This is a genomic window from Psychrosphaera saromensis (assembly GCF_002954545.1).
In the GTDB taxonomy this organism is placed as follows: Bacteria; Pseudomonadota; Gammaproteobacteria; order Enterobacterales; family Alteromonadaceae; genus Psychrosphaera; species Psychrosphaera saromensis.
In genome coordinates this window covers 3,118,166-3,142,886 of sequence record NZ_MSCH01000003.1, presented here as the reverse complement: position 1 = coordinate 3,142,886, position 24,721 = coordinate 3,118,166, and the positions used below count along the sequence as shown (strand labels likewise).

Below are 24,721 nucleotides of genomic sequence, written 5' to 3'. Positions count from 1 at the left end.
TACAGCCAATTATTTTGTTGAGAGTGTAAAATGCAATTATTTGTTAATGACCTAACCGTGATCGATTTTTCTTATTTGTGTCTTCAAAGAGGCATGGTAGGTGAAAGTTGGATTGTGGATTTGACATTACATGGTGAGCTCGATGAGCAAAACATGGTGTTGGATTTTGGTAAGGTAAAAAAACAAGTAAAACGTATTATCGACGATACCGTTGATCATAAGTTAGTTGTGCCATCTGAATATGCAGGTTGTAAAATCACGCATGTTGAAAACAGCAATTACATAAAAATTAACTTTGAAGACCAGCAGGGCAAGCAAATTGCTATTTCTAGCCCTGACGACGCATTCTGTTTTATTGATGCCGATACGGTGTCGATGAATGATGTTATTTTACATTTAGCATCTGTGATTAAACCTCAACTGCCAGATAACGTTAAAAAAGTAGAACTGACATTACGTCCAGAAGACATTAGCGGTTTCCATTACCACTATACTCATGGCCTTAAAAAACATGACGGTAATTGCCAACGTATTGCTCATGGTCATCGTTCTCGAATTCAAATTTTTGAAAATGGCATGAAAAGTCCTAAATTGGAAAAAGCCTTCTCTCGTGAATGGGCTGATATTTACGTGGCGACAATTGAAGACAAAGTAAATAATGAAGATTTAGAGTTTATCCAATGCACTGATTCTCAATTTGCATTTAAATATGAATCGTCACAAGGTAAGTTTGAAATTGCCTTGGAACAAGACGACGTGTACATAATGCCGGTAGATACAACGGTAGAGTTGATTGCTCAATATATAGCCGATAGAATGAAAGCTCAATATCCAGATAACACTTATAAAGTCATTGCTTATGAAGGTGTTGCCAAAGGTGCCATTGCTTATGCGGAATAAAACTCTTATCAATAGAGCAATTTTTATTATTAGTTTGTTATTTACCTTTGCAGTAAATGCGGTAAATACACAAAGTCAGGATGTAACTTTATCGGGTGACTTTATTCAAGGTGGCCTTATAGTCGGCAACGCGACGAAAGCAGTTGAAAAAGCCTCAATTGATGGCGTTAAAGTACCAATCCACCCAAATTCTAAACTGTTTGCTTTTGGCTTTGGCCGTGATGCAAAAGCTAAGTCTGTTTTTAAAATTAGTTATAAAGACGGTACGCAAGAGCAATTAAATTTAGACATCGCCCAACGCGAATATAAAGTTGATAAAGTAAATGGTGTTGAAAGTAAGTATGTTTCTCCGCCTGAAAGCGTATTACAACGTATTCGTAATGATTCAGCGATAGTTAAACAAGCACGAGCTGGATTGTCGTTTAGAACCGATTTTACCGGTGACGTAGTTAAACCTGCCCAAGGCAGATTAAGCGGCGTTTACGGAAGTCAGCGTGTATTTAATGGCGTTCCTAAACGTCCACATTTTGGTATGGATATCGCCGCTAAAACGGGTACTAAGGTGATTGCACCTTGGTCTGGTAAAGTTATGCTGGCTGAGCATGACTTATATTATTCTGGCGGTACTTTGATTGTTGATCACGGTATGGGCATAACCACAACTTATATACACTTAAGTGCATTGCATGTTAAAGCTGGCGATGTTGTCGAGCAAGGCCAATTAGTTGCTGAGATTGGTGCAACAGGCCGTGTTACTGGACCTCATTTAGACTGGCGTTTAAATTGGTTTAACCGCAGACTCGACCCGCAACTTTTATTACCATAATTGTTGAATAACAAATAAACAAAAAGCGAACTTAAGTTCGCTTTTTTCGTTATGTTAGTTGGTTTTTAACCTTCAAGTTAAATCTAATTGGTTTAGCCTAACCAAAGCTTAGCTTTTTCTGTATCTTTAATTGTTAAACTGGCAACAAATTTAGGTGATGCCTCAACAGTCAAAGGTGCCTGGTACAGTTTATCTTTTCTAAAGTAATGTACGCTTGTGTTTTTGCCAATGACGGTACTCAATACTTTTTCGATATTTAAGTTGTTTAACCTAAAGTTATCTATCGCAATTAAATGATCATTAACGGCTATACCAGCTTGCTCTGCTGGGCTGTTCTCTAATACTTGTTTAACCACTAAGTAACCGTTATTAAGAGCAACCACACAGCCTAACCAATTATTGGTTGAGTTTTCTACAATACCTTGAGCATGTGTCGCGCTTTGCTGTGATTGATAACTTAGCTCAATGCCACTACGAGCAAAGGCTGCGATTAAATCTATCTTGTTTGTGTTGTATAAAACATCATGTAATAAATCATGATTTTGAGTACCAATAAACGATTTGAATAAGTCTTCCAGTTGTTGTTGTGTGGTGCCAATCTGTTCTTTGCCATATAAGTTCCAAGCTTTGTGCATTAAATCTTTTAATGCAATTTTCCCTTGGCTGTCTTGTTTAATGATTAAATCCATTAAACATGCGATAGCTGCGCCTTTTTGGTAATAACTAACAATTTGATCTGGTGCAGCTTCATCTTGTTGATAAAACTTAGTCCAAGTATGTAAGCTGCTTTCTGTTACTGATTGACGTAATTGCCCTTGACCTTTCTCAATGCGAGTAAAGGTTTTTGCTAGTATTTCTAAATACTTGTCTTGAGTAATTGTATTGGTTTCAAGCAAACTTAAGTCGTCAAAGTAAGAGGTCATGCCCTCATAAAACCAAAGTTGTTTGGTGTACACCTCTTGCTCTAATTGGTACGGAATAAACTCTTTTGGTTTAAGTCGTTTTACGTTCCAAGTATGTAAATATTCGTGGCTACATAAGCTTAAGAAAGTAGTGTAATTATCGTCAATTTCTTGTTCTTGTTTAAGAATGTCAAAACGACTGCATACTAATGCGGTTGAATTAAGGTGCTCCAAACCACCAAAGCCACTGTCCGTAACCATAGTTAAGAATAAATACTTGTCGACACCTTCAGGCAGTCCATCAAACATATCTATATGATATTGGCATAATGGTTTTAAGTCTTTGGCTGCACGTTGTAAGTCGCCAAAATGTTGGCCTACAGTAACTAAAAAGTGCGGTGTGTTAGCCACTGAGAACTCAGCAATATCTAACTCACCAAACAAGATCGGGTAGTCAGTAAACTCTAAGTAATTTTTGGCGCTGTAATGTCCCCAAGCAAAACTATCGGTATGGTCAACGCCCGTTAAACCAGACGCTGGTTGCCAGTTTGCAATGATAGGATTATTTGATTTTACTAATTCAACCAGACAGGTTTGATCTTTAAGTTCGTCAATGCAAAATAGAGCGCTTGCCGGATTTATAAATCCAAACTCTTGGTCTAAGTAAGCTTTACGCACACTCATATCAAAGGCGTAATAGAGATAAGTTACGGTGACTTCTTGCTGGTTATGGCTAATGGCAAAACGATTTTTGCTGATGGTCTCAATAACCAGTTCGCCAGATGTGTCCTGTGCTTTTAATTCTAAAACATGTTTAGCAAAATCACGGATCATGTAACTACCGGGGATCCAGTTGGGTAACGAAATATGCATCAACTTATCAGTATTCGGCACAAAAGATATTTGAATACGAAATTGATGTTTAAGCGGGTTTTCTATCGATACTTTATATTTGATGGACGCCATTGATCTCTGCTTTAATTAGAATTGAGTTAAATTTAGATTACACCTTAGTAGTATGTGCGCTTATAATGCTTTTCAACTGTATTAATTAAATAAGAAGATGAATGGAACACTCTGATAAAGTCCAAGCTCGCATAAACTACGCTACTACTTATACCACAAAAACGGTTTTCCCTGGCAGAACAAATCATCACAATACCTTATTCGGTGGTGAAGCCTTAGCATGGATGGATGAAGTTGCCTTTGTTTGTGCTACTCGCTTTTGTCGTAAGTCTTTAGTCACAATATCGTCAGATAGAGTTGATTTTAAAGAACCAATTCCAGCAGGTTCTATTGTTGAGTTAGTGGCTAACGTTAGTACGTTAGGACGTACCAGCTTAGTTGTAGATGTGAATGTTTTTGTTGAAGGCATGCATAAAGACGATAAACATAAAGCGATTAGTGGCTCATTTAAGTTTGTAGCATTAGACGACGATAGAAAACCAACGCCTGTTTTGAATGGTGTTGAATTATAGTTTGTGGTATTTAGTACCTGTAAATTTAAAATCTATTAGCGCATGCTAAAAACAAAAATTGGAAACAATTATGAAATCAATTACACAATGGTTAGAAGATTATGGTGTTAGTCACCAAAATAAAACCAATAAGATAATTCACTATTTATGCGTGCCAGCCATCTATATGACGGTTTTTGGTTTGCTATGGTCAATTCCATTTCCTATTGCAGATATGCCAATGTGGGTTAACTGGTCTACGATAGTCGCTATTCCAGCTATGTTATTTTACTTTTCGTTATCATTTACTGTTGGACTTGGTATGACGTTATTTTCAGCACTTGTTGTCGCATTTTTACAGTGGTGGCAATTAAGTATGTCTGGGGTTATGTCGGTATTAATTATGTCTATTGTGGTGTTTGTTATTGCTTGGATCCTGCAGTTTGTGGGTCATCATCTTGAAGGCAAGAAACCATCATTTTTAAAAGACCTGCAGTTTTTACTTATCGGCCCAGTTTGGATTTTATGTTTTGTTTATAAAAAGCTAAATATCCGTTATTGATAACTGAGTCAGTCGTTACTGGTTAATAGCCGCTAGTTTAAGAACTGCTCGTTTAAGAACCGTACGTTTAAGAACCGTACGTTTAAGAACCGTACGTTTAAGAACCGTACGTTTAAGAGCGATAGGTTTAAGAGCGATAGGTTTAAAACCGTGCGACCAAACGTTAACACTCATTTGCGTTTTGATGGTGAAAAAACTAACAAAACGATAAACGGCACATCTGCCAAGTCAGGCGGGGATGTGCCGTTTTTTTTTTGATTTATAATTAATACCTTAATCTTAATTACATTAATTTGTCTTACCTTTTTCTAAGTAGGTTGTAATTTGAAATTTCAAAAATATATAGAAGATAGAAAACGTTTCTTTTGGATATTGCATTTTTCTGGCTGGTTCGGATTTGCCTTAGTGCATTACATAGGCTCATTCATGAATGACATGCGTGATATCTATGTGTTTATAATTATTTCAAATGCATGGTTTGGCGCGTTACTTACCATACCCCTACGTTATCTTTATCAGCGTGTATGGGAACGTTCTCCATGGTTTTTAGTCACGGTCATCTTGTCAGCCTCTTATGTCGTTGGTCTTATCTGGGTTGTTATGCAGAACTTCACTTATTGGGAGTTTTATAAATTTGGTTACAGACCTGACGCTTGGTATTGGTACTTTAGAAATTCACTAGGTGGGTTTTATATTATTTTATGCTGGAGTGGTTTGTACTTTGGCATTAAGTATTACCAAATGCTGCAAAAAGAAAAACAAAAAGCATTAAAAGCCTCAAATATGGCCAATGAAGCGCAATTGAAAATGTTGCGTTATCAACTTAATCCTCACTTCTTGTTTAATACCTTAAATGCTATTTCGACATTAATTTTGTGTAATGAGAACAAGATAGCCAATGGCATGGTCGCCAAATTAAGCGACTTCCTACGTTATTCTTTACACACAGATCCAATTAAAAAAGTACAACTTAAACAAGAGGTTAAAGCATTGACCTTGTACTTGGAAATTGAAAAAATTCGATTTGAAGAAAGCCTCACGGTGACATGGTCTATCAGTAAATCGGCAAGTAATGCTTTAGTTCCGAGTTTGTTATTGCAGCCGTTAATTGAGAATGCTATTAAATACGGTATTGCAGCTCAAACCGATGGTGGCACAATTACTATTGTTGCTAAGACATTTGGTAATGACTTATTGCTTGAAGTAAGTGATGATGGGCCTGGATTAATGGCAAGTACATCTTCAACCAGCAAAGGTGAGGGCGTAGGAATAGCGAATATAAAAGATAGATTACAAACTTTATATGACGATTATTCATTCTCATTGTCCACTAATGAACCAAATGGTTTAAAAGTAAATATTAGAATTCCTTTAGAGTTTGAGTCGGAATAACCAGCATGATTGAAATCAATACAGACAATAAAATCAGAACTATCATCGTTGACGATGAGCCTTTGGCACGAAAAGGCTTAGCGATTAGATTGGCCGATTTTGCAGATATTGAAATAATAGCTCAATGTCACAATGGTGCTTCGGCGCTTGAGACGATTAAGCAAGAAAAACCTAAATTGGTTTTTTTAGATATACAAATGCCAGGTATGACAGGCTTTGATGTGATGAAAGAGTTGCATAGTGATGTCGCCCCAGAAGACTGGCCAATTGTGGTATTTGTAACGGCTTATGACCAATATGCACTAAAAGCATTTGAAGTTCATGCGTTAGATTATTTGCTGAAGCCAGTTGATAACGCGCGTTTACAAGACTGTATCACTAAGGTTAGAAATCAAATTAACTCGGACAGTCAAACGGACAGTCAAACCAAATTAGTTAATATGGTGGCACAGCTAATTGGTTCTGACAGTGAAACTATTTTACAAAACTTAGCTGATGGTGAGTTTCAATCGGTAAAAGAGTACAGCAATTACGTTGCCGTTAAAGATGTGGGCGAAACCACTCGTATACCAGTTAAAGAAGTCGTTTGGGTAGATGCCGCTGGCGATTACATGTGTGTTCATTGTTCAGATGGTGAAACTCATATTCTGCGTAAAACCATGAAGCAGTTGGAACAAGAACTTGACCCAGCCAGGTTTATTCGTGTGCATCGTTCAGTTATTGTTAATTCTACCGAAGTTTCTAAGGTATTAACCTTAACCAGCGGTGAGTATGTTATCCAACTAACAAATAAACATGAAATTCGAGTTAGTCGTAGTTACAGAGATAAAGTAAGAGCGGCATTACTTTGATGTTGGATTGTTTAACAGAAAAGGCGTAATTTTTTCTAAATACAACTAGCCCAACGGAATTAACCTGTCAGCTTATCAAGCTGTTTATATGAATTTTACTACGTCCGTTAAGAGTTAATCCAATTACGGGTGAGCCTTTGTTAAATAAAGAGTTGATGGATGAGTGATTGCCTTATTACTTGAGTTTGAGTAACAAAATAACTTGGCTATAAACTCAGTTTGTTTTTATAAAGGTCGAGTAAATACGGATCAATTTTCTTTTTCCCTAATCCTGTATCAACTAATTTTGTTAACACTAATTGATTATTAACTTCACCGGACATAACGCTTTTAGCACCGTTTACTAAACTGTCAACCGCAAAAGCGCCAAGTTTGGTTGCAAGAGTACGGTCTGCACAACTTGCCATTCCACCTCTTTGTAGATGACCTAAAACACAAGCACGGCAGTCTATACCTATTTGTTTGGTTAACATCTCAGCAAGTGCGGAAGCACCGTCGGGATAGGTTTTTTCTGCGGCGACGATAATATAACTCGCATGGCCGTTTACTTTTAAATAAGCATTAATATGTGCGGTAACGGTTTGTACTATTTGATGTGGCTCTATATTCATTTCAGGACATAATATTTGCTCAGCCTCTGCAGCAACGCCAATATTCACAGCCAATTGTCCACTATGTCTGCCCATCACCTCAACAATAAATATGCGTTCAAATGCATCTGCGGTATCTCTTACTTTATCAATCGCATCCAGGGCTGTATTGGCCGCGGTATCAAATCCAATTGTGAAGTCTGAACCATCTATATCATTATCAATAGTCCCTGGCACACCAATAATAGGGATGTCGGTTAGCAGACTAAGTAAGTGGGCTCCTTGGAAACTACCATCACCGCCAATCACAATAAGTCCATCCAATGAGTTGGAGTTTAAACTGGTAATTGCCTGCTGGCGGTATCTATCCTCTAGCATTTTAGGACAGCGCGCACTTTTTAAAATGGTTCCGCCAAGATGGGAAATATGTTTAACTTTTGCTAAAGGAAGTGCGCATGTGGCATTATCAATTAAGCCGTTATAACCTCTTTCAAAACCGATACACTCGATATTATGGACACTGGCGGTTGTTACAATAGAATGAATGGCTGCATTCATGCCAGGGGCATCACCACCTGATGTGAGAATTCCAATTTTTTTCATAACAGAATCAATCCTAAAATTTGATATAAAGCGGTTAATTACAACTTTAACTATAAGCATTATGATCTAAATATAGACGAATAGGGTATTGATCTATAACAACATAAATCTATTTAATAACCCGATAACGACATAAGGGCGATAAAGCGTCCTTAATATGAGTAAAAATATGATTAGAGCAAATGGTCAACGCAAAGCAACCGTTAAATTACTGGCATTAGTATTACTCACTTTTTGTTTAACAAGTTGCAGTACTAAACTGATTTATAATTATGCCGATTGGCTTATATTCTGGACAGTTGACGACTATGTGGAGCTTAATGAGGCACAAGAAAATGTCTTAGAAATAAAAATTTACGAGTTATTAAAATGGCATCGACAAGAAGAGTTGCCGTATTACACTAGCTTGTTAAAAGAGCTGCGCACGATTGTTGTTAACAAAGATGATCTTGCCCTTGAACCTTTATACCAAAAAGCACGAGGGTTATGGAAGCGTGCGGCCTTAAAAGTAACGCCAGATATTATTGATTTTTTACCTTCTTTATCTCAGCAACAAAAACAAGAATTGGTTAAAAATATAAAAGACATTCAACAAGAAAGAAATCAACAATGGCAAGAAGATCAAGACCAAACTTGGGATGAAAAGTTTGAAGACGCGGAAGATAAAATTGAAAATTTTATAGGTGATTTAACGCAAGAACAAAAAGTAACACTCCAAGCGATGGAACGTAAACGTCCGGATATATTGCCATTAAGAATTGCAGGGCGAAAACGTTGGCTTGATCTCTTCTCTAAAGCTTTATTTAATCAGCCTGAAATTGACCAATTAACCTTATTTGCTTTGTTCACTGAGCTATCTAGTCACCGAAGTATTGAGCAGCAAAATATATCCGAACAAATATCTCAATTACGCATATCTGAACTAAGGTACATAATAAAATCGATGACTGATAAACAACAAGTTTACCTGCTCGAAAAAATCGATGACATGACAACGGACTTTGAGCTTTTAATCGCACAAGATCAAATAAACTAATTGGATATAAAAGGATTGTGGCTGATCCTTTAGTGTTTAAATTTCTTTTAAAAATCCAAATTTACGGTTGTTTTTGTGATATTTATCAATATAGTTGTTTTTTTATTCGTTTAAACAAGTCTATTGCTATTAATTAGGATGCAAACCTTTAAATTTGGGGCGGATCAAGGTAAGTTACTGCGTTACGTTTAGAAATGACCAATTGAATAAAGGTGTATTTTGGCTAAAGTAGAATTATATCGTGAAATAAATATGCAGGTGAAGGCGCTTTGTGATGGCGAACCAAGCCTAATCGCAAATTTAGCTAACATCAGTGCAATCTTATTTGACAGATTAGTCGACATAAATTGGGCCGGTTTTTATTTGATGCAAGATAATGTTCAGGGTAATGAACAAGAGCTTGTATTAGGGCCATTTCAAGGCAAAGCTGCATGTGTTCGAATTCCAGTAGGAAGAGGCGTTTGTGGTACAGCCGTTGCGGATAAAACATCTCAATTAATTGAAGATGTGCATGCGTTTGATGGACATATTGCATGCGATGCAGCAAGTAATTCTGAAGTTGTCGTCCCTATCATTATTAATGATGTAGTAGTGGCGGTATTGGATATTGATAGTCCAAGTATAGGTCGTTTTGATCAAGATGATTTAAATGGTGTCGAAACTATGGTTAGTTTTATTGAAACCATTTGGCCGAAGAAATAACAGAAAATGAAAGATTTTATAAACATCCACGATTACATAATTAGCTCTGAGATAGTTGGTGATTGGGATGGGCAGGAAGAAGAGGTAACTGACAGGATCAATTCAATGATCCATCAGGCCTACAACATGTTCCCAGAAGACGTTTCGACTGAATCTGCGGAGAAATTATTTGATGAATTATGGGCAGCTGTTGCAGGACAAGAATTTGTTATTGAAGCGGAATATGATGAGCTGGAAAGCTGGTTAGATACGTTTGTTCGCCAGAAGCTAGATGAAATAGAGTACGATTGATGCAAAATCAAGAAAAAACAGATTTAAACAAAGTAATTGAATTTTTAACTATTAAGTTTCCAAAGAGCTTTAGTTTAAAAGGTGAAGCTAAACCATTAAAAGTTGGTATCTTTAATGATATCGCCGGATTAATTGGTGAAGAAGATCCAGTTTCAAAAACACAGATTAGACATGCACTTCGCCGTTACACCAATAGCTGGCGCTATTTAGAGGCCGTTGTTAAAGGTGGTCAACGTGTTGATTTGGAAGGTAACGATGCTGAACCATTAACTGAGGAACATGTACAACATGCTCAAACTCAGTTGGCCGAAAGCAAAGCTAAATTTCAAGAAAAGAAAAAAGCAAATGCCAGTAAAGACAAAAAGCCTTATAAAAAACCGGCTAAGAATGTGGCTAATCCTCCAAAAAGAAAAGCTAAATCAGAAAGCCAGGGAACTAAACCTGTTGCTGAGCCTCAAAAAGAACTTGTAGCCAATGATGACTTTACCGAAGGTAAACAGGTTCAAGTTAAGTTAGGCGCGTCACCAATAGCTGCAACAATTGTTGAAACTTCAAAAAATGAAGTGTCAGTACAATTGGCTTCAGGTATGGTGATGAAAGTAAGCAAGGAAAATATCTTCCAAGCATAGGAGTCCATATGCAGATAGTTAAGCGTGTTTTTACGTTACCTTTATTAGTATCGTTATGTATGTCATTTTCAATAAGTGCATCTATTGAAAATGAATCATTTGAAACCCCAAAATTAGTTGAGGAATCCCAGCACGTTGCGGCGTCAAAACGGATTTCGTCATGGTTTTTAAGGTATCACTATAAAAAAACAAAGCTCGATGATGAACTATCTGCAAAAGTGTATAAAAAGTTTATTGAAAACTTGGATTACAATAAAAGTATTTTCCTGCAAAAAGATGTAGACCAGTTTGCTAAATACGAAGATAAATTCGATGACGCGATAAAGTCGGGTGAATTACAATTCGCCTTTGATCTTTATGAAGAGTCAATCAAACGACGTATAGAGCGTTACGACTATAGTATTAAGTTACTTGACGACAAAATGGACTTTGATAAAAAAGATGTTTTTTATTATGACCGTGAAGATGTTGAATGGCCAAAAACACTAGCCGAGCAAAATGAGTTTTGGCGTCAAAAAACCAAATACGATGCGTTAAACTTAAAGCTTACTGGTAAAGATATTCCGCAAATAAAAGAAACGTTAACGAAACGTTATGTCAATGCTAAGCGTCGTTTATCGCAAACGCAAAGCGAAGATGCATTTCAGCTAGTGATGAATGCCTTTGCAAGCAGTATTGAAGCTCATACTTCTTATTTATCACCGCGCAATTCAGAACGATTTAACATAGATATGAATCTAGAGTTAGAGGGGATTGGCGCAGTGTTACAACCTGTTGATGAATATACGGTTATCCGTAGTTTAGTGCCAGGTGGTCCAGCTGATAAAACGGCAAAACTAAAACCAGAAGATAAAATCATTGGCGTTGCTCAAGGTAAAGATGACTTTGTTGACATAGTGGGCTGGCGTTTAGATGAAGTTGTTGAATTAATTAAAGGCAAAAAAGGCACCGAAGTTAGACTGCAAGTTATTCGTGGCGAAAACATAGGCGGCGCTTCTAAAGAAGTCGTGATTATTAGAGACAAGGTATATCTAGAAGATAAATCGGTTGATTCTCATGTATTTGAACCTGTAACTAGTTCTTTAGACAGTAAAATCGGTGTGATCACCGTACCTAGTTTTTATAATGATGTTTCGGTTGATGTAAAAGCTGAGATTAAAAAATTAAAAGATCAAAATGTTAGTGGCGTAGTTATCGACTTACGCGGCAATGGTGGTGGTTCATTAATTGAATCTTCACTTGTTACCGGTTTATTTATAGATAAAGGCCCTGTAGTTCAAATAAGAAATAGTGTTGGCAATATTGATGTAAGAGGCGACTACGATGGCGTTACTTACTACGACGGCCCGTTAACTGTATTAGTTGACCGTTATAGTGCATCAGCGTCAGAAATATTCGCAGCCGCATTACAAGACTATGGCAGAGCATTAATTGTTGGTGAACAAACCTTTGGTAAAGGTACGGTTCAACAGTTCAAACCGCTTGGTCAAAGATATGACCGTTTCGATAAAAAATTAGGTTCGGTTAAATATACAATTGCTAAATTCTATCGTATTAACGGCGGCAGTACTCAGCATAAAGGTGTGGTTCCTGACATTCTATTCCCATCTGCAATTGAGTCATCTGATTGGGGTGAAAGCCAAATGGATACAGCGCTACCTTGGGATAATATCCGCTCGGTACAATATTCGCCAACGCCAACAATAAGTTCACAGGTTAATTCTCTAACGCAAAGACATAATTTAAGAATTAAGTCTGAGCCTGAATTTTTATATTTAGAAAGCGATATTGCAGAATATAAACAAGAAAAAGACCGTAACTTTATTTCACTTAACGAAAAAGAACGTTTAGCTGAAAAAGAAGAAAATAAAATAAAGAACTTAGCGCGCTTAAATGAACGTTTAACACGTCTAGGTCTAGAGAATGTAAAATCGTTAGAAGACGATACACCGAAAGAATTGGAAAAGTTAGACCCATTCTTAGAAGAAGCTGCACAAATTATATCTGATTTGATTTCTGCAGGGCAGTTTGCAAAAGCCGCAAAATAAACAAAACGTTTAAACAAAGAGCAGCCCTAGAGGCTGCTTTTTTGGTATTAAAACAAAATAACTAAATCTCAGTGGATGTTTAGCTTTTTTAAAAAGCTCATATTAAAACGGCTCCTCTGATTTTTAATACGTTTGAACTCATTTTTTACTTTGATAGTAGTAAATTAAAATTTAATGTGTGATAAATAACGGATTGGGTTACACACATATTTATGTCTATAAGGACTTAAGTTTTGAAATCAGTTAAATCTCCAAGTTTTATTGATGCACTTATTCCGGTGCTATTTTTGGTGGCGTTATTAGCGGTATCTGTTTCTATTTATGGAAGTGATAGCTCTTTTGGTCCAAACCAAATTATATTGATCATGTCAGCTGGTGTTGCCAGTATCATAGGTTTAAAAAACGGCTTGAATTGGAAGCAAATAGAAGATGCCATGATCCATGGTATATCGGTTTCCATGGGTGCTATCTTTATCTTATTAGCTGTAGGTTCCTTAATCGGTACTTGGTTGTTGTCAGGTACAGTGCCAACCCTTATCTATTATGGATTACAAATCCTTAACCCTGACTGGTTTTATGTTGCCGCTTGTTTATTAAGTGCGATTGTTGCCATGAGTATAGGGAGTTCTTGGACGACTGCTGCAACAATAGGTGTAGCTCTGATGGGGATTGCTAATGGTATTGGCGCCGATCCAGCGATTGCCGCTGGTGCTGTTATTTCTGGTGCATATTTTGGCGATAAAATAAGTCCGCTGTCGGAAACGACAAACTTAGCTCCGGCAGTTGCAGGTAGTGATTTATTTAGTCATATCCGCCACATGATGTGGACCACAGTCCCATCGTTTACGATTACCTTAGTGTTATTTACTATTTTAGGTTTCACTGAAGACCGAGTCGGCGCAAATGTGTCGATTGATAGTGTGCAAACTATTATTTCAGCGAATTACCATGTTTCGTTATTCAATTTAATACCTCTTGTATTCCTTGTGGTCATGGCTCTAAAAAAACTGCCTGCATTTCCATCTATTTTTATCGGTGCGCTTATTGGTGCTCTTTGGGGATTTATCTTCCAACAAGAGTTATTAACTAAGATCGCCGACAGCAGTCTGGTTATTGATCAAATATCCGTTATTTGGACTGCGATGTTTGATGGCTTCTCTATTACCACAGGTGATGGTGTGATGGACGACCTACTCAGTGGTGGTGGTATGTCTAGCATGTTGAATACTACGTGGCTAATCATGACGGCGTTAATGTTTGGTGCGGTTATGGAAAAAGTAGGTTTGCTTGCTGTTTTTGTTCAAGGTATTTTGAAAAAAGCGAAATCAACGGGGTCGTTAATCACTTCGACTATTTTTACTGCGTTTGGTACTAACTTAATCACTGCTGATCAATACATGTCTATCGTTATGCCAGGTCGTATGTATAAAGAAGAATATGAACGTCGCGGTTTAGATAACGTAAACTTATCTAGAGCGCTAGAAGATGGCGGAACCATTACCAGTGCATTAATTCCTTGGAATACTTGTGGTGCGTATATGGCCGGTGTTTTATTGGTTAGCCCGCTAGATTATTGGCAATATGCATTTTTTAACTTAATCAACCCTGTAATGGCCATTGCTTTTGCTTACATGGGTATTAAGATTTTAAAAACCAAAGCAGCTTAGTCGACGCAAAATAAAAGTTAGTAAGTAGATGGGGCTTTATAAATAAGAAATTATAAATGAAAATTTATAATTGGACTGTTTATAGTAAAACTCATCTACTTATTGATAAGAATCAGACTTTTTATCGATGCACAATTAACTGTACGCATTAACCGTGCGTATTTTTACCATTCAACTTCCTGCAAGTGATTGTTATGACAACTGAAGCTAAATACTTAAAAGATTATCAAACTCCCGACTTTTTTATTCCAGAAACAGAATTGTTTTTTAACTTAGACGATGAACACACTTTAGTTCGCAGTAAGTTGCAGATGAAACGTAATGGCGAACATACACGTGGATTAGTTCTGGATTGCCAAGTTAAACAAGTGTTACGTGTATTAATTAACGGTAACCAAACCGACTTTAACGTTGAGCAAGAACAATTAAAGATTGATGTCGATTTAGCTGAGTTTGAATTAGAAATTGAAGTGACGGTCGATCCAATTAATAACACAGCACTGGAAGGCTTATACAAGTCTGCTGGTGTTTTTTGTACCCAATGTGAAGCTGAAAGCTTTCGACGCATTACACCGTATTTAGACCGTCCGGATGTTTTATCTGTATTTACCGTTACTATTTTTGCCGATGCTGAACTTTATCCACACATGTTATCAAACGGTAACCTTATCGACTCAGGTTTAGTTACAGAAGATGACGACAGTAATAAACAGCTACGCTGGGTGAAATGGCGAGATCCGCATCCGAAACCAAGCTATTTGTTTGCTTTGGTTGCAGGTGATTTTGATTTATTAACCGACACGTTTGTTACTCAGTCTGGCAGAACCGTTGATTTAGAACTGTTTGTCGACAAAGGCAACTTGCATTTAGGTCATCATGCGATGGCGTCGTTAGTTAAATCAATGGCGTGGGATGAGCAACGTTACGGTTTAGAATATGACTTAGATAAATACATGGTCGTGGCTGTCGACTTCTTTAATATGGGCGCGATGGAAAATAAAGGACTTAATGTCTTTAATAGTAAGTACGTATTGGCCGATTTAAACACGGCGACCGATATCGATTACCACGGCATTGAAGCGGTAATTGGTCATGAGTATTTCCATAACTGGACTGGCAACCGAGTTACTTGTCGAGATTGGTTTCAGTTAAGTTTAAAAGAAGGCTTGACGGTTTTCCGCGATCAACAATTTAGTGCTGACATGGGCAGTGAAGTGATAGAGCGCATCAGTCATGCCAATGTGATGCGAACAATGCAATTTGCCGAAGATTCAGGTCCAATGGCACATCCAATCAGACCTGAAAAAGTTATCGAAATGAATAACTTTTATACTGTGACTGTATACGATAAAGGCGCAGAAGTTATCCGTATGATGCATAGTCTATTAGGCGAGTCTGGTTTTAGAGCTGGGATGGATTTGTACTTTAAGCGTCATGATGGCAATGCCGTTACTTGTGATGACTTTGTATCTGCAATGGCTGATGCAAATAACAAGGACTTAACTCAGTTCCAAAATTGGTATTCACAAGCTGGAACGCCAAGCGTTGTTGTTTCTGAAAAACAAACCGATACGGCTTTAGAATTGACACTATCTCAATCGTTACCAACACGTCCTGCAGCAGAACAAAATAAACCGTTAGTTATCCCAGTTAAATATGAATTATTAGCCAATAGTGATGGTCGTAGTTTAGAACGCGGTACGGTTATCTTTGATAAAACTGAGCAAATGTTCACATTTAATTGTTCAGAGCCAGTTACGTTGGTGTTATTTGAAAACTTCTCAGCACCAGTAAAAGTGCAAAGAACACTAACTCAAGAACAATTAATCCATATAGTTAAATATGCATCTGATGCTTTTTGTCGATGGGACTCAATGCAATCATTATGGTTACAACAAATCAACGGTGCGAGCGACACAATATTAGATAAGAGCAGACAGGGGCTTATCGAAGTTATCGAATACGTATTAAATAATGACGACATTGAAACATCAATTAAAGCGGAACTATTAACGATACCAAGTTATACCAGTATTGCTGAAACCTTTGATGTGATAAATCCTAGTCATATTTTAAAAGTTAAAGCCGAGATAACTCAGCAGATCATAGAGTCGTTATTTGAAACGATTAATGCTTTGGTACAGAATTTAACTAACATTGAAGATGGTTATATTCAATCAAGTGTGGCACAAAGACGATTGAAACACATACTGCTAACGTATTTGTCGCATAGCAAAAACAGTGACGTTGAACGTCTTATTAGGCAGGTTTATTTAGACTCGACCAACATGACTGAAAAAGTGTCAGCGCTTGAGTCTGCTAGAGTGTATTCGGTAGCATTACTGGATGATTTGCTAAAAGATATGGATACGCAATTTACGGATAATGTATTAGTTTTCGATAAAATGACGTCTGCCGTCGCTCGAATTCCACATGCTGAAGTTTATGGAAAAATGGCATTATGGGCAGAGCATAAGCTGTTTTCTGATAAAAATCCAAATCGAGTTAGATCATTATTTGGTGCATTTATTATGAATAATCCAGAGCAATTTCATGATGAATCTGGCAAAGGTTATCAATTTTTAGCTGATTTTTTGAAAAAAATGGATAAACTTAACCCTCAATTAGCATCTCGTATGATATCTCCATTACTTAGCTGGCAACGTTATGAACCAGCAAGAAAGGATTTAATGAAACAACAGTTAACTCAATTGAGTAAATTAGAGCTATCAAAAGATTTGTATGAGAAAGTAAGTTCAGCGCTAGGTTAGTTATGACACGTACATTTAAGTTTTATTTACATTTATCTCCGGCGGAATGCCGCCAGTATTACGAAGGATTTTATAAGTCTATTCAAGTTGTCGCGCAAACGGGGCAACGAATTCAATTCCCGGCTGAGCACATTCGCTCGTTCGTCACAGCAAACGGAATAGATGGGCTTTTTGAGTTGGAATTAGAAGCAAATAATAAATTTAGGGCGTTACATAAACTAAGTAACTAACGGTATTTAATGGAATAATTACTCTAATAATAATTAAACATAGCACTTGCTTGCTTAGTTAAATGGTGTAATTATTGGGATAATTACGCTCATCCGATGAGCCTAATATCCTCACTTATAAATATAAAAAATAAACTTGAGAGGACAAGGGGAGAATAATATGTCTAGAGGGGCAACAAAGTCTGCTTTAAAACCACTGGTTACGAGTATTGCATCAGCTATCATTGCTATGCAGTCTTTTGGCGGTAATGCAGCAACTTTTGAACTTGGTAACTTTGAAATAAAATTCGATTCAACTTTCTCAGCGGGTGCAGCATACCGTGTCGAGAATCGTGATTTTAGTTTAATAGGTAAGTCTAATAACCAACAATTAGATTGGACTGGTTATGCAGGCTACGCACCACAATATTCAAGTAGTGACGTTTGGAATACCAGCGGCTCTTACTCAACCAATGGTGATTTATCCAACCTTAATTACGATCCAGGTGAAGCATTTTCACAAGTGATAAAAGGTTTACATGACTTAACTATCGACGGTGATGGTTACGGTGCATTTGTGCGTTTCATGTATTACAAAGATTTTGCAGTTGATGGTATTGGTTATCAAGATCCAGTATCAGGTAAAAGCTTTGACCCTTGTGCTGACTCAGAAGCAAAAGAATTTGCTTGTGAAGACTTCCGTTTCTTAGATGCTTACATTTATGCTGATTTTGAAATTGGTAATACGCCAATTTCAATTAAAGTAGGTGAGCAAGTTTTATCTTGGGGTGAAAGTACATTAATACCTCATGGTATCAATGTTGGTGCGGTTGACGTTGCTCGACTAAAAACACCAGGAGCTGACTTAAAAGAAGCATTTATTCCAACAGGTATGATTTGGGCCAACATTGGTTTAACTGATACTTTGTCTTTAGAAGCCTTTTATCAATACGAGTCGCAAGAGTCTCGCTTAGCAGCGACTGGTACATACTTCTCTACCAACGACTTCATTGCAGCTGGCGGTGCTAACAGTAACGTACAGTTAAACTTTGCATCTAATCCAGATATGGGACGCGAAGAGTTAATTAATCACTTAAACGCGTTGGCTCCACTGATTTCATCAGGGTCAGATACTGCAGCCAGTGCTTATTTATCGTATCCAACTAAATATGCATTAAGAGCAGAAGACTTAGATGAAGACGCTAAAGATTCAGGCCAATTTGGTTTGAAATTAGGTTGGTTTGCTGAAGAATTAAACTATACCGAGTTTGGTTTTTACTATACAAATTACCATAGCCGCCGTCCATTAATATCAGGTAGCGCGTCTAACTTTACGAGTGCTGCTATTGCTGCAGATTTAGGTCTTATAGCGTCTGAAGGTATCACAGCTGACAATATCAGTTCGCTAAATGCATTTAGTAAAGCAGCTGTATATTTCCCAGAAGACATTCAGCTGTTTGGCTTTAGTTTCAATACTACCGTAGGCACAACTGCAGTTTCAGGTGAAGTTTCTTATCGTCAAGATGAACCGATTCAGATTGATGATATTGAATTGCTATTTGCCGCTATGCCTGAACAGCTAGCTAATGCTGGTATACGTCCAGAGTTAACTGGGGTTTCTCAGTTAGGCGATTACGACGTAGAAGGTTGTAATAGTCCTGTTGGTGGCGTTCAAGCTGGCGGAACTGCAACAGGATTTTGTCTTGTTGATTCAGTACAAGCGCAATTTACGTTAATTCAATCATTTGGTCCTACATTTGGTTTAGATAATTTAAATGGTGTTGCTGAAGTTGGTTACGTTACAATTAACGACTTCCCAGATCAAAGCGTACTTCGTTTTAATGCACCAGGGACTTCACGTTCTGGCGCAACTACTGATGAAGTTGCAGCTGGTATACTTGCAGGCGTACAAGATGGTCAAGACACTGAGTCATATTTCCCAACTCAAGATGCTTGGGGGTATCGCTTAATTTTAGCGGGTGAATTGAACCGTGTATTTGGTTCGTTTAACTTAAAACCAAAAGTTGTTTTCTCTCATGATGTTAAAGGTGTAACACCTGATCCATTATTCCTTTTCCATGAAGATAAAAAATCAATCAGCATGGCTATGGATGTAGAATACCAAAACGTTTCATTTGGTATGGCTTATAACGCATTTTGGGATGGCGTAGGTACGGTAAACCAAATGGCAGACCGTGACTTTGTTTCTTTCAATATTAAATATTCACTATAAGGGATGTTACTTACTATGAAAAAGATCACCTTATTGACCTCGGCCTTAACTTTTGCATTAGCATCAGTTGGCGCGAGTGCAAAAATTAGTTCTCAAGAAGCGACTAAGCTAACTGGCGAATTAACGCCAATGGGCGCAGTAAGAGCTGCAAATGCAGATGGTTCTATACCAGCATGGAATGGTGGTATTACAACACCACCTGCTGGTTATAAAGAGGGCATGCATCACCCAGACCCTTTCTCTGCAGATAAAGTTCTTTATACCGTAACTAATGCTAATAAAGCACAGTACAAAGACTTATTAACACCAGGCGTAAGCAAAATGCTTGCAACGTACCCTGATACTTATAAGTTAGACGTTTATCAAAGTCGTCGTACTGCGTCATACCCAAAGTATGTTTATGATGCAACTGTTGCTAATGCGACTAAAACAGAATTAGTACAAAACGGTAACGGTATTAAAAATGCAGCAATTGGAGTTCCATTTCCAGTTCCAGCTAACGGTCTAGAAGTAATATGGAACCATATTTTGCGTTTCCGTGGTGCTTCAGCTATTCGTCATGGTGGACAAGCTGTTCCGACTGCTGATGGCGACTATACGTATATCGGTTTTGATGAGTCAATCGCAATTGATTACTCTAAAAAAGATGCGACTGCTGCTGCGTTAGAAGAAAGTAATATTTTATTCCGTTTTAAACAGAAAATTACCGAACCTGCTCGTCTTGCTGGTACAGCATTGTTAGTTCATGAAACGATGGACCAAGTAAAACAACCTCGTCAAGCTTGGACATATAACTCAGGACAACGCCGAGTTCGTCGTGCACCTAATGTTGCATACGATGCACCAGGATCTGCAGCTGATGGCTTACGTACTACCGATGATTTTGACATGTATAACGGAGCTCCAGATCGTTACACTTGGACATTAAAAGGTAAAAAAGAAGTATTAATTCCTTATAACAGCTACAAACTACATAGTAATTCATTACAATACGATGATATTATCAAGCCTGGCCATATAGCAACTGATGTTGTTCGTTGGGAAAAACACAGAGTTTGGGTAGTTGAAGCTAATCTTAAAGATGGTATCAGCCATGTTTATAAAAAACGTGTATTTTACATCGACGAAGATAGCTGGCAGGTTTCTATTGCCGATATGTACGATAACCGTGATGAGTTATATCGTGTAGCTGTTGCTTACGGTATTAACTATTACGAAGTACCTACGCATTGGAGTACGTTAGAAGTATATTACGACTTAGATTCACGTCGTTATATAGCGATTGGTTTGGATAATCAGGAAGATATGTATGATTTCAAAACTGAACAAACAGATCGTATGTACACACCTGCAGCATTAAGACGAGAAGGTAGATAACTTCTTTGTTATAAAAGACGGTTGGTTATGCCAACCGTTTTTATTTATTCTTATTCCCAAACCTCTTTTTTATTCATATCTATTTATCAAAAGTTATTTTATCTATGAAGTCACCTATGTTGAAAAAAACGATTAAAAATGTGTTTTATACACTTGTTGTTTGTTCTGTCTTTTCAGTCACAGCTCAATCTCCTGTTGCCGCAATTCAATCAAAACTTGCTTCAAAAAATTTATTGGTTGATATAACCCTTGCTGGCTCTACCCTCATTGCGGTAGGTGAACGCGGACACATTTTACTTTCAAGTGATGGAGAGCAATGGCAGCAAGCTAATGTTCCAGTTAATGTATTATTAACATCGGTAGATTTTAAAAATGATAAAGTAGGTTTTGCAACAGGCCATGATGCAACTTTATTAAAAACAACGGATGGTGGTTTCAACTGGTCCGTATCAAATTATCAACCTGAGCTGGATAAACCTTTACTAGATGTAAAAGTAATTGGCGACAATGTTATTGCCGTTGGTGCTTATGGTTTGTTTTTACAATCCTTCGACGCAGGCCAAACTTGGCAGGACTCTTTTCAAGACGAATTATTAATTGAAGATGACCGTTTGTATTTAAACGATCTGAAAGAATATGAACCTGATGTTTACCAAAAAGAAAAACAGTTTATGTTGCCTCACTTTAATAATATTAACGTGGTTGGTGAACAACTATTTATTGCTGGCGAAGCTGGCTTTTTAGCTAAAAGTGATAAGGATGGCGAAGACTGGCAGATCATCGAAACTGACTACTTTGGTTCTTATTTCTCTATTATTAATGTAGACGACAGTCAGTTCTTAGCTGGTTTACGTGGCAACCTATTCAAAAGTGAAGACCAAGGCGACTCTTGGCAAGCATTAGATACTGGTGTTAAAGCAACAATAAATTCTGCTTATCACTACAAAAATGTTACTTATTTTTTTGCTAATTCTGGCAATATTTTTTATACCTCAAATAACACAGATATTAACGATTATGAACTCGATGACGGCAAAGCTGTGATGTCTGGTGTGGTATTTAATGGGTTCTTATACTTAGCGACGGAAGCTGGTATTAAAAAAATCGCGTTAAGCGAATTTACTTCAAATAAAGCAAGAGATTAAATAGATGTTTGTAAAAAGTTTAGAGAAGTTCTTATTCAAACAACGCGCCATAGTGATTGGTGTATTTACCGCGATCACTTTGGTTTTAGGTTATCAAGCATCTAACATTCATTTAGACGCCTCATTTAACAAAAACATACCGCTTAATCATGAATACATGAAAACGTATGTTAAGCACAGTGACGACTTTGGTGGTGCAAACTCCATCTACATCTCTGTGTGTGACAAAAATGGCGACATATTTAACCCTGAGTTTTTTGAGTCGCTTAAATCAGTCCACGATCAATTGTTTTTTATTCCTGGTGTAAACCGTACATTAGTATCTTCGCTTTATTCCCCATCAACTCGTTTTATTGAAGTTGTAGAAGATGGGTTCGCTGGCGGACCGGTTATTCCAGCTGATTTCAATGCCGATAAAGCAGGCTTACAGAAAGTAAAACAGAATATTGAAAAAGCGGGCCTTATTGGTCGTATGGTTGCAGACGATTATTCCTGTGCCATGGTGTCTAGCCAATTATTAGAAACTAATCCAGAGACTGGCGAAAAATTAGATAGCATAGCGCTAGCTCAGCAGTTAGAAACTGAAGTTAGAGAGAAGTTTGAAAACGACAAAATATCAATCCATATCATTGGCTTTGCTAAAATGATTGGTGATGTTGCGTCAGGGGCTAAAGACGTTGTTCTGTTTTTTGCCGTTGCGATTGTTATCACCGCATTAATGGTTTGGATATTTATCCGTTCTACCGTATTAACTATCTTGCCAATTGCTTGTTCTATTATGGCGGTGATATGGCAGCTAGGTATGTTAAATAGCTTAGGCTTTGGTTTAGATCCTATGTCTATTTTGGTGCCGTTTTTAGTCTTTGCTATTGGTGTGAGCCATGGCGTGCAAATGATAAATTCAATAGGCAAAAGGGTACATGAAGGCTTTAGTGCTAAGCAGGCTTGTAGTGCCAGTTTCTGTACCTTGTTAATTCCTGGTGGCATTGCATTAATGTCTGATACCGTGGGCTTCTTAACGTTATTAACAATCGATATTGGTATTATTAAAGAATTAGCAATCACAGCAAGTTTAGGTGTGGCGGTTATTATTTTCACTAACTTATTCTTAATGCCGGTATTAGCGTCATACATAGATTTTGATAAACGCTTTAAAGCATTACCTGCAGATTCTCATGATCATTTATGGGAGAAAATGTCTCGAGTAACCAAACCTAAAAATACGGCAATTATCTTAGTGATCACGGCTTTGTTATATGGTTTTGGTTGGATGAAAAGCCAAGAAATGAAAATTGGTGACATGAAAGCGGGCGCGCCATCTTTACATGAAGATAGTCGCTATAACCAAGATACATTTTTAATTACTGACCGATACGCTATTTCAACGGATATCTTAAAAGTCATTGTCGAAATACATGATGACAACTTAGACGATGACATAGCTTATGACTGCACAAGTCATGCAACTATGGACTTGATTGACCAATTCCAATGGCGTTTAAGTAACGTTCAAGGCGTTCAGTCGGCCATTAGTTTATCTACCGTAGCAAAAGTAGTTAACACAGGTTATAACGAAGGCAACTTGAAATGGCGTTCATTGCCACGTAATAGTTCTTCTTTAGTTCAATCAACAGCACGTATTGAAACCAGTACGGGGTTGTTAAATCGTAACTGTAGCGTAATGCCAATTATTCTTTTCTTGGAAGATCATAAAGCTGAAACGATAGAACGTGTGATTTCATCAATTAAAGCTGCCAAAGCTGAGATGGAAACAGAACAAGTTAAATTCTTATTAGCCTCTGGTGCGGCGGGTGTTATGGCTGCAACTAATGAAGCAGTTGAAGCGGCTCAAGTACCAATGCTTTGGTATGTTTATGGCGCGGTTATCATTTTATGTTTAATTAGCTTCCGCTCAGTGAAAGCCACTATCGCAGTTGTTCTTCCTTTGTTTGTGGTATCAACATTAGCCCAAGCATTAATGACCTATTTAGAAATTGGTCTTACGGTTTCAACTATGCCAGTTATTGCATTAGGTGTTGGTATTGGCGTGGATTACGGAATTTATATTCTGTCTACTATGATAGGTGAGCTAAGAAAAGGTAACACTCTAACTCACAGTTACTTCTTAGCTCTTAAAGAACGTGGCAGTGCAGTATTATTTACCGGCTTAACATTAGCAATTGGTGTGAGTACTTGGGCATTCTCAGCGCTTAAATTCCAAGTGGATATGGGCGTGTTATTAACCTTTATGTTCTTGGTGAACATGTTAGGTGCGGTGATCATCTTACCAGCTCTAGCATCGGTTCTTTGGCGTAAAGAAAAATAGACAGTAAAAAGGTAACTAATTCACACATCTTTAAATGAATTATTTATGAATAAATATATAAAAAAGCGGCCTTAAGCCGCTTTTTTATTTAAACCCTCTGCATATCTTTCCCTTTTCAACTAATCTCTTGAATTCTTTGGTGTTACTACCAGTTAGAATCTACTTCTCTAATTTTGAAAATAGGTCTAAACTAAATGCAATTGT

The 24,721-nt window shown here is 37.4% G+C and carries 21 protein-coding genes; 18 read left to right on the top strand and 3 right to left on the bottom strand.

Annotated elements, in window-relative coordinates; all coding sequences use genetic code 11:
- Positions 1–30: 30 nt before the first annotated feature.
- Positions 31–900 (top strand): 6-pyruvoyl trahydropterin synthase family protein, encoded by an 870-nt coding sequence (locus BTO11_RS14145; RefSeq protein WP_105053201.1) that lies wholly within the window; start codon positions 31–33, stop codon positions 898–900.
- Complete coding sequence (locus BTO11_RS14140) at positions 890–1,726, top strand: M23 family metallopeptidase (RefSeq protein WP_105053200.1); 837 nt, start codon at positions 890–892, stop codon at positions 1,724–1,726. The genes BTO11_RS14145 and BTO11_RS14140 overlap by 11 nt, the downstream gene beginning before the upstream one ends.
- A 92-nt stretch (positions 1,727–1,818) precedes the next feature.
- Here BTO11_RS14140 and BTO11_RS14135 read toward each other — a convergent pair whose 3' ends face one another.
- A complete protein-coding gene (locus BTO11_RS14135) occupies positions 1,819–3,594 on the bottom strand; it encodes a M61 family metallopeptidase (protein WP_105053199.1) in 1,776 nt (591 codons plus the stop codon).
- A 101-nt stretch (positions 3,595–3,695) separates the two neighbouring features.
- Here BTO11_RS14135 and BTO11_RS14130 point away from each other — a divergent pair, with 101 nt between their 5' ends.
- Positions 3,696–4,106, top strand: coding sequence for an acyl-CoA thioesterase (locus tag BTO11_RS14130; RefSeq protein WP_105053198.1), 411 nt, complete (start codon positions 3,696–3,698; stop codon positions 4,104–4,106).
- A gap of 70 nt (positions 4,107–4,176) precedes the next feature.
- Positions 4,177–4,647, top strand: coding sequence for an Mpo1 family 2-hydroxy fatty acid dioxygenase (locus tag BTO11_RS14125; protein WP_105053197.1), 471 nt, complete (start codon positions 4,177–4,179; stop codon positions 4,645–4,647).
- Positions 4,648–4,662: 15 nt separating this feature from the next.
- On the opposite strand, the gene BTO11_RS16520 is transcribed toward BTO11_RS14125, so the two are convergent.
- On the bottom strand, positions 4,663–4,821 hold the full coding sequence (locus BTO11_RS16520; protein WP_181135920.1) for a hypothetical protein: 159 nt from the start codon (positions 4,819–4,821) through the stop codon (positions 4,663–4,665).
- Between the two features lie 150 nt (positions 4,822–4,971).
- Here BTO11_RS16520 and BTO11_RS14120 point away from each other — a divergent pair, with 150 nt between their 5' ends.
- Complete coding sequence (locus BTO11_RS14120; RefSeq protein WP_105053196.1) at positions 4,972–6,039, top strand: sensor histidine kinase; 1,068 nt, start codon at positions 4,972–4,974, stop codon at positions 6,037–6,039.
- 5 nt (positions 6,040–6,044) lie between these two features.
- Positions 6,045–6,890, top strand: a complete 846-nt coding sequence (locus BTO11_RS14115; RefSeq protein ID WP_105053195.1) for a LytR/AlgR family response regulator transcription factor — start codon at positions 6,045–6,047, stop codon at positions 6,888–6,890.
- 206 nt (positions 6,891–7,096) lie between these two features.
- Here BTO11_RS14115 and BTO11_RS14110 read toward each other — a convergent pair whose 3' ends face one another.
- Positions 7,097–8,083 carry an ATP-dependent 6-phosphofructokinase gene (locus BTO11_RS14110; RefSeq protein WP_105053194.1) on the bottom strand — a complete coding sequence of 329 codons (987 nt, stop codon included), beginning with the start codon at positions 8,081–8,083 and terminating at the stop codon, positions 7,097–7,099.
- A 157-nt stretch (positions 8,084–8,240) separates the two neighbouring features.
- Between BTO11_RS14110 and BTO11_RS14105 the strand changes: the two genes are divergently transcribed.
- The 12 genes from BTO11_RS14105 (at position 8,241) to BTO11_RS14050 (ending at position 24,517) form a co-directional block, all read left to right on the top strand.
- The gene (locus tag BTO11_RS14105) at positions 8,241–9,119 is read left to right on the top strand and encodes a DUF6279 family lipoprotein (RefSeq protein ID WP_105053193.1); all 879 of its coding nucleotides are present in this window, start codon (positions 8,241–8,243) and stop codon (positions 9,117–9,119) included.
- A 219-nt stretch (positions 9,120–9,338) separates the two neighbouring features.
- Entirely contained in the window at positions 9,339–9,821 is a 483-nt protein-coding gene (locus BTO11_RS14100; RefSeq protein ID WP_105053192.1) for a GAF domain-containing protein, read from the top strand.
- A 6-nt stretch (positions 9,822–9,827) separates the two neighbouring features.
- Positions 9,828–10,112 carry a hypothetical protein gene (locus tag BTO11_RS14095; protein ID WP_105053191.1) on the top strand — a complete coding sequence of 95 codons (285 nt, stop codon included), beginning with the start codon at positions 9,828–9,830 and terminating at the stop codon, positions 10,110–10,112.
- Entirely contained in the window at positions 10,112–10,741 is a 630-nt protein-coding gene (gene proQ / locus BTO11_RS14090; protein WP_105053190.1) for an RNA chaperone ProQ, read from the top strand. Before BTO11_RS14095 ends, proQ begins: the two co-directional genes overlap by 1 nt.
- A gap of 8 nt (positions 10,742–10,749) precedes the next feature.
- The gene (gene prc / locus BTO11_RS14085) at positions 10,750–12,789 is read left to right on the top strand and encodes a carboxy terminal-processing peptidase (protein WP_105053189.1); all 2,040 of its coding nucleotides are present in this window, start codon (positions 10,750–10,752) and stop codon (positions 12,787–12,789) included.
- A 233-nt stretch (positions 12,790–13,022) separates the two neighbouring features.
- The gene (gene nhaC, locus BTO11_RS14080) at positions 13,023–14,456 is read left to right on the top strand and encodes a Na+/H+ antiporter NhaC (RefSeq protein WP_105053188.1); all 1,434 of its coding nucleotides are present in this window, start codon (positions 13,023–13,025) and stop codon (positions 14,454–14,456) included.
- Positions 14,457–14,650: 194 nt separating this feature from the next.
- Positions 14,651–17,227, top strand: coding sequence for an aminopeptidase N (gene pepN, locus BTO11_RS14075; RefSeq protein ID WP_105053187.1), 2,577 nt, complete (start codon positions 14,651–14,653; stop codon positions 17,225–17,227).
- Between the two features lie 2 nt (positions 17,228–17,229).
- The gene (locus BTO11_RS14070) at positions 17,230–17,457 is read left to right on the top strand and encodes a DUF2835 family protein (protein WP_105053186.1); all 228 of its coding nucleotides are present in this window, start codon (positions 17,230–17,232) and stop codon (positions 17,455–17,457) included.
- A gap of 160 nt (positions 17,458–17,617) precedes the next feature.
- On the top strand, positions 17,618–19,669 hold the full coding sequence (locus tag BTO11_RS14065; protein WP_105053185.1) for a DUF1302 domain-containing protein: 2,052 nt from the start codon (positions 17,618–17,620) through the stop codon (positions 19,667–19,669).
- 15 nt (positions 19,670–19,684) lie between these two features.
- Positions 19,685–21,046 carry a DUF1329 domain-containing protein gene (locus BTO11_RS14060; protein WP_105053184.1) on the top strand — a complete coding sequence of 454 codons (1,362 nt, stop codon included), beginning with the start codon at positions 19,685–19,687 and terminating at the stop codon, positions 21,044–21,046.
- A gap of 116 nt (positions 21,047–21,162) precedes the next feature.
- Positions 21,163–22,191, top strand: a complete 1,029-nt coding sequence (locus BTO11_RS14055) for a WD40/YVTN/BNR-like repeat-containing protein (protein ID WP_181135919.1) — start codon at positions 21,163–21,165, stop codon at positions 22,189–22,191.
- 4 nt (positions 22,192–22,195) lie between these two features.
- The gene (locus BTO11_RS14050) at positions 22,196–24,517 is read left to right on the top strand and encodes an efflux RND transporter permease subunit (protein WP_105053182.1); all 2,322 of its coding nucleotides are present in this window, start codon (positions 22,196–22,198) and stop codon (positions 24,515–24,517) included.
- The last annotated feature ends 204 nt before the right edge of the window (positions 24,518–24,721 follow it).

Coding starts and splice junctions, on each gene's coding strand:
- BTO11_RS14145 (WP_105053201.1), top strand. CDS start 31: ATGCAATTATTTGTTAATGACCTAACCGTGATCGATTTTTCTTATTTG.
- BTO11_RS14140 (WP_105053200.1), top strand. CDS start 890: ATGCGGAATAAAACTCTTATCAATAGAGCAATTTTTATTATTAGTTTG.
- BTO11_RS14135 (WP_105053199.1), bottom strand. CDS start 3,594: ATGGCGTCCATCAAATATAAAGTATCGATAGAAAACCCGCTTAAACAT.
- BTO11_RS14130 (WP_105053198.1), top strand. CDS start 3,696: ATGGAACACTCTGATAAAGTCCAAGCTCGCATAAACTACGCTACTACT.
- BTO11_RS14125 (WP_105053197.1), top strand. CDS start 4,177: ATGAAATCAATTACACAATGGTTAGAAGATTATGGTGTTAGTCACCAA.
- BTO11_RS16520 (WP_181135920.1), bottom strand. CDS start 4,821: ATGAGTGTTAACGTTTGGTCGCACGGTTTTAAACCTATCGCTCTTAAA.
- BTO11_RS14115 (WP_105053195.1), top strand. CDS start 6,045: ATGATTGAAATCAATACAGACAATAAAATCAGAACTATCATCGTTGAC.
- BTO11_RS14110 (WP_105053194.1), bottom strand. CDS start 8,083: ATGAAAAAAATTGGAATTCTCACATCAGGTGGTGATGCCCCTGGCATG.
- BTO11_RS14105 (WP_105053193.1), top strand. CDS start 8,241: ATGAGTAAAAATATGATTAGAGCAAATGGTCAACGCAAAGCAACCGTT.
- BTO11_RS14095 (WP_105053191.1), top strand. CDS start 9,828: ATGAAAGATTTTATAAACATCCACGATTACATAATTAGCTCTGAGATA.
- proQ (WP_105053190.1), top strand. CDS start 10,112: ATGCAAAATCAAGAAAAAACAGATTTAAACAAAGTAATTGAATTTTTA.
- prc (WP_105053189.1), top strand. CDS start 10,750: ATGCAGATAGTTAAGCGTGTTTTTACGTTACCTTTATTAGTATCGTTA.
- pepN (WP_105053187.1), top strand. CDS start 14,651: ATGACAACTGAAGCTAAATACTTAAAAGATTATCAAACTCCCGACTTT.
- BTO11_RS14070 (WP_105053186.1), top strand. CDS start 17,230: ATGACACGTACATTTAAGTTTTATTTACATTTATCTCCGGCGGAATGC.
- BTO11_RS14065 (WP_105053185.1), top strand. CDS start 17,618: ATGTCTAGAGGGGCAACAAAGTCTGCTTTAAAACCACTGGTTACGAGT.
- BTO11_RS14060 (WP_105053184.1), top strand. CDS start 19,685: ATGAAAAAGATCACCTTATTGACCTCGGCCTTAACTTTTGCATTAGCA.
- BTO11_RS14055 (WP_181135919.1), top strand. CDS start 21,163: ATGTTGAAAAAAACGATTAAAAATGTGTTTTATACACTTGTTGTTTGT.
- BTO11_RS14050 (WP_105053182.1), top strand. CDS start 22,196: ATGTTTGTAAAAAGTTTAGAGAAGTTCTTATTCAAACAACGCGCCATA.